The sequence below is a fragment of the Amycolatopsis rhizosphaerae genome (assembly GCF_007713715.1).
GTDB classification, from domain to species: Bacteria; Actinomycetota; Actinomycetes; order Mycobacteriales; family Pseudonocardiaceae; genus Amycolatopsis_E; species Amycolatopsis_E rhizosphaerae.
Map to the genome: position 1 here is coordinate 1 of NZ_VJWX01000316.1, position 8,379 is coordinate 8,379.

Consider the following 8,379-nt stretch of genomic DNA (forward strand, 5'->3'; position numbering starts at 1 on the left):
CCCTGGTGCAGTTCGGTGCCCGGCGGCAGGGAGATGGTCACCGGATAGCTCGGCGCGCCCGACGAAGTGGTGCTCGCCAGCAGCCCGATCGCGGTCACGCTGCCGGTGATCGGGGTGCCGCTGCCGTCCGGGGTGACCAGCACCCGCTGTCCCGGCTTGACCTGGCCGGCCTGGCTGTCGCCGACCGCCGTGCTCACCTGGACCGCCCCGTGCCCCAGCACCACGATGCGCCCGCCGGAGGACGCCTGTCCCGCGGTGAGGCCGACCTGGCCGACGGTGCCGTCGATCGGACTGACCAGGGTGGCCGCCGCCAGGTTCTGCTGGGCGACGGCCACCTGGGCGTTCGCCGCGTCGATGGCCGCCTGGTCGGCCGCCAGTTGCTGGGCCGAGGCCGGGGTGCTCGTCTTCGTGCCCGGCGAAGATCCCTGTGCGGACGAACCGGTGGAGGACCGCGAACCGGTCCCGGATTTCGGTGCCTGGCTGGGCGCCGCCTGGGTGTTCGGCGAGGTGCTCTGCGGTGTGCTCGCGGCTTTCGCGAGCATCGCCGACAGCGCGTTCTCCGCGTCGGCGAGCTTCTGCTCGTCGGTGGAGGTGGTCTGCTGGGCGTCCTGGGTCTGCTGGATCGCCGCGGTGCAACTGTCCACAGTGTCCTGGCTCGGCGGCTGCTTCGGATCCGGGTTCACCACCGGCTGGCAGGCCTTCTGCTGCGCGGTCAGCGCGGCGGAGACCGCGGCGAGGTCCTTGTCCACCTGCTGCTGGGCCGCGATCACGGCGTCCTGCGCCGTCTTCAGGTCACCGGAGCCGCCGCTGCCGGAGGTGCCCGCGGTGCGGTACAGCGCCGGGGTGACGCGCCCCGTACTCGCGGCGGTGCCCTGTCCGGACTGGTCGGCGGCCAGCCTGGCCTGCGCCGTGGCCAAAGTGGACTGTGCGCTGGCGAGCTGGCTCGACAGCGCGGTGGTGTCGAGCTGGGCCAGCGTCTGCCCGGTGGTGACCTGCTGTCCGGCCGCCACGCCGACCGAGGCCACCTGACCGCTCACCGGAAAGGACATGGTGGCCTGGTCGACGGCCTGGATGGTGCCGGTGGTGTCCAGGGTCGCGGTCACCGAGGCCGGGCCCGCGGTCGCGGTGCGGTAGCCCGGCGACGAGGACGTCGAGGTCACCCAGACGACCGCGATGCCCGCGACCACCACGACCACGCCGGTCACGGTGAGCGCCCGGCGAGCGCGCTCAGCCATTCGTCCCTCCCGTGCGCTGACGGCCACCGGCCGCGCAGCCGTTCGCACCGGCCTGGCTGATGGCGATCGCGGTCGCCGTCACCGCCCCGGTGTCGTCGGCCTTCCCGTTCGCCGTCACGCACTCGCCGACCTTGAGCGCACTGGAGTCCGCGGTCACCGCCTTGGTGTAGGTGGTGCCGCCGTCGACGGTGACCGTGACGTCGGTTTCCGCTCCGGTCTGTCGGTTTTCCTCCGCCAGCGTGAACCCGGTGGCGCTGACGGCGGTCACCTTGCCCGCCGCGCGAGCGCCGTTCGGATTGCCGTTCTGACCGCCGGGAGCGCCGGAGGGCCGGTTCGGACGGCTGCCGCCACCGTTCTGCGGCCGCATTCCCCCGCCCGCACCGCATCCGTTCGCCGACGCCGCGGTGACCTCCACGGTCTTCGCGGTGATCGGCTGGCCGGTCCCGCCGACGATCACGCACGAGCCGACCGTGACATCGGCCAGTGCGGCGGCGACCCGGTTGGTGAACGTGGTGGTGCCGGAGAAGTTCACGGTCACCTGCCCGTCGGCGGCGTTCTGCACCTCGATGCTGGAGGCGGCCACCGCGGCGACCGTGCCCGCGGCGGCGGGGCCGCCCCGCTGCCCGTTGCCAGGGGCGGCGGGGCCGCTCGAAGCGGCGGCGCCGGTTCCGCCGCCCGAAGACGAAGAACCGCACGCGGCCATCGCCAGGGCGAGCACGGCCCCGGTGGCCGCGATGATCAGGCGTCGGATCGTCATGCCTTCCTCCGTGTCATTCGCTGCGCAACGCGTCGATGGGTGCCAGCCGAGCGGCGCGGCCGGCCGGGTACACGCCGAACACCAGGCCGATCGCGATCGCGGTGAGGATCGCGACGAGCGCGGCGACCGGCGAAATGGTGATCGGGATGGCGATCAGGTGCGGCAGGACCAGCGCGCCCGCGATGCCCAGGAGCGCGCCGAGCAGGCCGCCCGCCAGGCCGAGCACCGAGGCCTCCACCATGAACTGCCGCCGGATCGCCACCGGGCTCGCGCCGACCGCCTTGCGCAGGCCGATCTCGCGGATCCGCTCGGTGACCGAGACCAGCATGATGTTCATGACGCCGATCCCGCCGACCAGCAGCGAGATCGCGGCGACCCCGCCGAGCAGCAGGGTCAGCGTCCTGCTGACCGAACTGGCCGTGTTCAGCAGCGACTGCTGGCTGTTGATGGTGAAGTCCGCGGAGGCCGCGCTGGCGAGGTGGTGCAGCACCAGCAGTTCCTGGTTGGCCTCCTGGTAGGCCGCGGACAGCGTGTCCGGCGTGGTGGCCTCCAGGTAGATCGCCTGCACCGAGGTGCGGTTCGCGCCGCCGGTGAGGCGGTCGGCCGCGGTACTGATCGGCACCACCGCCTGGTCGTCCTCGTTGAGCGCGGACGAGGTGCCCGCCGAAGCGAGCACGCCGATCACGGTGAACGGCGTGCTGCCGATGGTGACCGTGCGGCCCACCGCGTTGGTGCTGCCGAACAGTTCGGACGCGGTCGTCGGCCCGAGCACCACCACGGCGGCTTCGCCGGTCTCGTCCGCCTCGGTGAGGAAGCGGCCCTGGTCCAGGGTCTTGGCCCGCACCCGCAGCCACGGCGGCGTGGTGCCCACGACCGACGTGGTCCAGGTGGTGGCGCCGGCCGCCAGCGACGTGCTGCGCGTCGTGGTCGGGGCGACGCCCGCGATGTCCGGCGCCACGCCGGGTGCGGCGAGCGCGGTGGCGTCGTGCACGGTGAGCGTGGTGGCCGAGCCGCTGCCGCCGCGCACCCCGGTGCTGGTGGTGGCGCTGCCCGGGGAGACCACGAGCAGGTTCGTGCCGAGGGAGTTGATCGCCGAGGCGACCTGGGCCTGGGCTCCCTGGCCGAGGCCGACGGTCAGAATCACCGCGGCGATCCCGATCAGAATGCCGAGCATGGTCAGCCCGGACCGGAGCCGGTGGGCGCGGATGGCCTCGAAGCTCGTGCGCAGGGTTTCCAGCCAGTTCACCGGTTCTCCCCCGTGTCCGATTCGATGAGACCGTCCCGCAGGCGCACCACGCGGTCCGCCTGTGCCGCCACGTCCTCCTCGTGCGTGATCAGCACGATGGTGTGGCCGGCCTCGTTGAGTTCGCGGAACACCGACAGCACCTCGGCGGTCGAGTGCGAGTCCAGCGCGCCGGTGGGCTCGTCGGCCAGCACCAGCGACGGCCGGTTGACCAGCGCCCGTGCCAGCGCGACGCGGGACTGCTGGCCGCCGGAAAGCTCGTTGGGCCGGTGTTCGATCCGCTCGCCGAGGCCGACCCGCTCCAGCAGTTCCACCGCCCTGGCCTTGCGCTCGGCGCGCCGGACCCCGGCGTAACAGAGCGGAAGCTCCACATTGCGCCAGGCTGGCAGCCCGGGCAGCAGGTTGAACTGCTGGAAGACGAACCCGATGCGGCGGTTGCGGATCGCCGCGAGCTCCAGTTCGGACAGATGGCTGACATCCTCGCCCGCCAGCGAGTAGCTCCCGCTGCTGAGCAGGTCGAGACAGCCCAGGATGTGCATCAGGGTGGACTTGCCCGAGCCCGATGGCCCCATGATCGCGACGTACTCGCCGTGCTCGACGCGCAGCGAAACCCCGCGCAGCGCTTCGACTTCCACCACGCCCGTGGAGTAGATCTTGCGGACGTCCCGGACGTCGATCACCGCTTCCGGCACGTTCAGCCCCCGAACCCGCCGAGGCCGCCGGTGCGGCCACCGCCGCCGAAACCGGTGCCGCGGCCGCCCTGGCCGTTCCCGGTGCCGGTGCCGGTGCCCGTCCTGGCCGGACCGCCCGTCCCCGCCGGGGTGGAGACCATCACCTGCTCGCCCTCCGACAGTCCACTGAGGACCTGGGTCATCCCGTTCGAGGTCTGCCCCACGGTGATCGGCTTGCTCGTCTGCCTGCCGCCGACCAGTTCGTCGACGGTGGCCTGCCCGCCGCTGTAGTGCACCGCGGCGCTGGGCACCGCGAGCACGTCGGTGAGCTGCTTGACCACGATCGACACGCTCGCCCCGGCTCCGGCGAAGAGCCCGGTGGGGTTACCGGTGACCGCGATGGTGACCGGGTAGCTGGGCACCGAGGAGGAGCCGGAGGGCATCACGCCGACCGAGGTGACGGTGCCGTAGACCGGTGTGGTGGCGCCGTTGGGCGTGATCACCGCCTGCTCGCCGGTCTTGATCTGTCCGACCTCGGTGTCGTCGACCCCGGCGTTGACGAGGTACGAACCGGTCGAGATCACCACGATCTGCGCGGAGGACGAACTCGACGAGGAACTGCTGCTCTGGCCCCCGGACGAAGCGGTCCCGCCCGCCGAGGAGTTGCCCGACGCGCTGTTGCCCGAGGTGCCGGAACCGGAGCCGGTCGCGGAGACCTGCTGTCCGACGGTGAGGTTCACGGCCGCGACGGTGCCCGCGATCGGCGAGGTCATCGTCGCCTGTGCGAGCGCGGCCTGCGCGCTGTCCAACTGGTTCTGTGCCGCGGTGATCGCGGCCTGGTCCGCGGACAGCTGGGCGCTGGACGCGTTCGCGGTCTGGTCCGACGACAGCTTCGACTGGTCGGAGGCGAGCGTGGACTTCGCCTGCGCCACGCTCGCCGACAGCGAGGCCGACTGCAGGGTCGCCAGCGTCTGCCCGGCGCTCACCTGCTGCCCCACCGTCACCTCGACCGCGGTGACCTGCCCGGCCACACCGAAGTTCAGGTTGCTCTGCTGGGCCGGTTGGATGGTGCCCGACGAGGAGACCGTCTGCTTGAGCGTGGTGGTGGCGACCGTGACCAGGCGGTAGGCGGGGGCGGTGCTCTGCGGCCGGGTGACCAGCCAGATCGTCACCCCGGTGACGGCGACCACCACCACGGCGGCCCCGCCCAGGATCCACCGTCTTTTCCTGCGCAGCACGGCGACCTTCTCTCTTCACCTGAAGGAACCAACGGGCGAGAAGCATCGCCGCTGATTCTTCGGAGCTTATGAGAAAAAGGCGCCGGAGAACCTGTGAATCAACTATGTATCGAACGGGAAACGGTAAAGAACGATTTACCTTCCGATGGGCAGGAAGCCGACCCGGTCGTAAACCACGGCGAGCGTCCTGGTGGCCACCTCACGTGCCTGCTCGGCGCCCCGCGCGAGCACCTTGTCCAATTCGGAGATATCGTCCAGATAGGACTTCACCCGCTCCTGGAACGGAGTGACGAACTCGACGAGAATCTCGGCGAGATCTTTCTTCAGGTCGCCGTAACCCTTGTCCCGGTAGGAGTTCTCCAGTTCTTCGATGGACTTACCGGTCAGCGCCGAGTAGATGGAGAGCAGGTTCGACACCCCGGCCTTGCCCTCCGGGTCGAAGACGATTTCCCGGCCGGTGTCGGTCACCGCCGAGCGAATCTTCTTGGCCGACCGCTTCGGATCTTCGAGCAGTTCGATCAGCCCGTTGGGCGAGGACGCCGACTTGCTCATCTTGCTGGTCGGGTCCTGCAGGTCGTAGATCTTCGCGGTGTCCTTCACGATATGCGGTTCGGGCACCACGAACGTCTTGCCGAAACGGTGGTTGAACCGCTGCGCGAGATTACGCGAAAGCTCGAGGTGCTGGCGCTGGTCCTCGCCCACCGGCACCGCGTGCGCCTGGTAGAGCAGGATGTCCGCGGCCTGCAGGATCGGGTAGGTGAACAGCCCGACGCTGGCGCGGTCGGCGCCCTGCTTGGCGGCCTTGTCCTTGAACTGGGTCATGCGGCTCGCCTCACCGAAACCGGTCAGGCATTCCAGCACCCAGGACAGCTGCGCGTGCTCGGGGACGTGGCTCTGCACGAACAGCGCGCTGCGGTCGGGGTCCACCCCGAGCGCGAGCAGCTGCGCCGCCGAGACCCGCGTGCGCTGGCGCAGCACCTTCGGGTCCTGTTCGACGGTGATGGCGTGCAGGTCCACCACCATGTAGAAGGTGTCGTGCGTGTCCTGCAGCCGCACCCACTGGCGGAGCGCGCCGAGGTAGTTCCCGAGGTGGAAGGAGTCCGCGGTCGGCTGGATGCCGGAGAGCACCCGCAGCCGGGCTTCCGCGGTTCCCGCGGTGGAGGCGACCTGGTTTTCCTGAGCTTCGGACACACCCCGATTGTTTCAGGCGCCGCGGGCGGCGATGGCGGCGAGGTCCGCCGCGGGCCCTCGCAGCGCCTGCCCGGACCGCCAAACCACGCGCAGCCGGCGGCACAGATCGACCCCCGGCACCTCCAGCGCGACCAGCGTCCCGGCCGCGAGCTCGTTGGCCACCGTGTGCGCACCGAGGACGGCGGGCCCCATCCCCTCCATCACCGCCGTCTTGATCGCGGTGGTGGAGGACAGTTCGAGCAGTGGATCGGTGAGCCGGTGCGGTGCCAGGGCGCGCTCCAGCGCCAACCGGGTGCCCGAGCCGGGCTCACGGCAGATCAGCGGGGTGTCCGCCAGTTCCTCCGGCCGGGGCTTGCGCCTGCGTTTCGCCCACGGATGCGCCGGCGCGACCACGAGTCGCAGCTCGTCGGTGGCGACGGTCTCGGCCCGCAGACCGGCGGGCACGTCCGGGCCCTCGACGAAGCCGAGGTCGGCCTCCCCGGCCAGCACCCGGCCCGCCACGTCGCTGGAGTTGCCCGACACCAGCGCGACACCGGTGCCGGGGTTGAGCCCTCGCAGCGCGGCGAGCCACTTCGGCAGCAGGTACTCCGCGACGGTGAGGCTCGCCGCGACCCGAAGCCGCCCGTCGCGTTCCTCACGGAGCGCGGCGATCCCCGACTCGAGATCGGCGGCGGCCTCGATCACCGGCCGCGCCCAGTCCGCGACGAGGATCCCCGCCCGGCTCAGCCGGGAGCCCCGCGGCGACCGGTCGACGAGTGCGACCCCGATGCGGGCCTCGAGTTGCTGGATGCGGGCACTGGCGGCGGGCTGCGAGATGCCGTGCTCCCGGGCGGCGGCGCCGATTCCCCCCAGCCGGGCCACCGACAGCAGCAGGTCGAACCCGGCCAGATCCGTGACACGTGACGGCAACGACATAAGCACAGGCTATGAGCCCATCGAGCGGGGCGGGCTGGTGAAGCGACCGGTTTACCCCGAACGTGTGGGACATGCTCACAAGCGCACCGTCCCTGCCCCGCGCGGGCAGCACCCCGAACTGGTTCGCCTCGGTGATGGGCACCGGGATCGTGGCCAACGCCGTCCCGGCCTTGCCGGTCCACCTCGCCGGGCTCCGCACGGCCGCCACCGTGGTCTGGGCACTGGCCGCCCTCTGGCTCGCGCTGCTGTGCGGGGTGATGGCCCGGGAGTGGCGGCGCAACCGCGAGCACCAGCTGGCGCACCTGAGCGATCCGGTGCTGGCGCACTTCTGGGGTGCTCCGCCGATGGCGCTGCTCACCGTGGGCGCCGGCACTCTCTCGCTCGGGCAGTCCTGGCTCGGCCTCGGCCCGGCGCTGGCCGTCGATGCGACGCTGTGGATCATCGGCACGCTGCTCGGGCTGGTCACCGCGGTCGGGCTGCCCTACCGGATGATCAACGGGCGGCTCGAGACCGGCGAAGCGTTCGGCGGCTGGCTGATGCCCGTCGTGCCGCCGATGGTGTCCGCGGCCACCGGCGCGGCCCTCGTACCGCACCTGCCGCCCGGCCAGCCACGGCTGGCGTTCCTGCTGTTCTGCTACGCGCTGTTCGGCGTGAGCCTGTTCGCCACGCTCGCACTGCTGCCGCTGATCTGGCACCGCCTGGTACGGCTCGGCGCGGGGACCGTGCCCACCGTCTGGATCGTGCTCGGCCCGCTCGGCCAGTCGGTGACGGCGGCGAACCTGCTTGGCGCGGCCGCGCCGGGGGTGCTGCCGGGCAGTTCCGCGGCCTTCGCGTTCGGCCTCCTCTACGGCGTTCCCACCTGGGGTTTCGCGATGCTGTGGCTGGCGCTGGCGGCCACTCTCACGCTGCGCTCCCAGTTGCCGTTCTCGCTGACCTGGTGGAGTTTCACCTTCCCGGTCGGCACCTGCGTGACGGGGACGAGCGCACTGGCGGCGGTCACGCACTCCGCGCTGTTCGCGGTGGCCGCGGTCGTGCTCTACGGGTTGCTCGTCGCCCTGTGGCTGACGGTCGCGGTGCGCACCTTGCTGGCGATGGCGACGCCGGTCAGGGCGACCACCTTCGGCTGAGC

8 protein-coding genes are annotated in these 8,379 nt (G+C 71.5%); 1 reads left to right on the top strand and 7 read right to left on the bottom strand.

Going from position 1 to position 8,379, the window contains the following annotated elements:
- From FNH05_RS25580 to FNH05_RS25610, 7 genes are all read right to left on the bottom strand, one after another.
- On the bottom strand, positions 1–1,235 hold a 1,235-nt coding region (locus tag FNH05_RS25580), incomplete at its 3' end, for an HlyD family secretion protein (RefSeq protein WP_144591261.1).
- Entirely contained in the window at positions 1,228–1,992 is a 765-nt protein-coding gene (locus FNH05_RS25585; RefSeq protein ID WP_144591262.1) for a DUF5666 domain-containing protein, read from the bottom strand. The genes FNH05_RS25585 and FNH05_RS25580, both read right to left, overlap by 8 nt.
- A gap of 13 nt (positions 1,993–2,005) precedes the next feature.
- Entirely contained in the window at positions 2,006–3,238 is a 1,233-nt protein-coding gene (locus tag FNH05_RS25590; protein ID WP_144591263.1) for an ABC transporter permease, read from the bottom strand.
- On the bottom strand, positions 3,235–3,927 hold the full coding sequence (locus tag FNH05_RS25595) for an ABC transporter ATP-binding protein (protein WP_144591264.1): 693 nt from the start codon (positions 3,925–3,927) through the stop codon (positions 3,235–3,237). Before FNH05_RS25595 ends, FNH05_RS25590 begins: the two co-directional genes overlap by 4 nt.
- Before the next feature lie 2 nt (positions 3,928–3,929).
- On the bottom strand, positions 3,930–5,144 hold the full coding sequence (locus FNH05_RS25600) for an efflux RND transporter periplasmic adaptor subunit (RefSeq protein WP_144591265.1): 1,215 nt from the start codon (positions 5,142–5,144) through the stop codon (positions 3,930–3,932).
- 135 nt (positions 5,145–5,279) lie between these two features.
- Complete coding sequence (trpS, locus tag FNH05_RS25605; RefSeq protein WP_144591266.1) at positions 5,280–6,335, bottom strand: tryptophan--tRNA ligase; 1,056 nt, start codon at positions 6,333–6,335, stop codon at positions 5,280–5,282.
- Positions 6,336–6,347: 12 nt separating this feature from the next.
- Positions 6,348–7,244, bottom strand: a complete 897-nt coding sequence (locus FNH05_RS25610) for a LysR family transcriptional regulator (RefSeq protein ID WP_144591268.1) — start codon at positions 7,242–7,244, stop codon at positions 6,348–6,350.
- Positions 7,245–7,321: 77 nt separating this feature from the next.
- Here FNH05_RS25610 and FNH05_RS25615 point away from each other — a divergent pair, with 77 nt between their 5' ends.
- Positions 7,322–8,377 (top strand): TDT family transporter, encoded by a 1,056-nt coding sequence (locus FNH05_RS25615; protein WP_144591267.1) that lies wholly within the window; start codon positions 7,322–7,324, stop codon positions 8,375–8,377.
- Positions 8,378–8,379 lie beyond the last annotated feature (2 nt).

Coding starts and splice junctions, on each gene's coding strand:
- FNH05_RS25585 (WP_144591262.1), bottom strand. CDS start 1,992: ATGACGATCCGACGCCTGATCATCGCGGCCACCGGGGCCGTGCTCGCC.
- FNH05_RS25615 (WP_144591267.1), top strand. CDS start 7,322: ATGCTCACAAGCGCACCGTCCCTGCCCCGCGCGGGCAGCACCCCGAAC.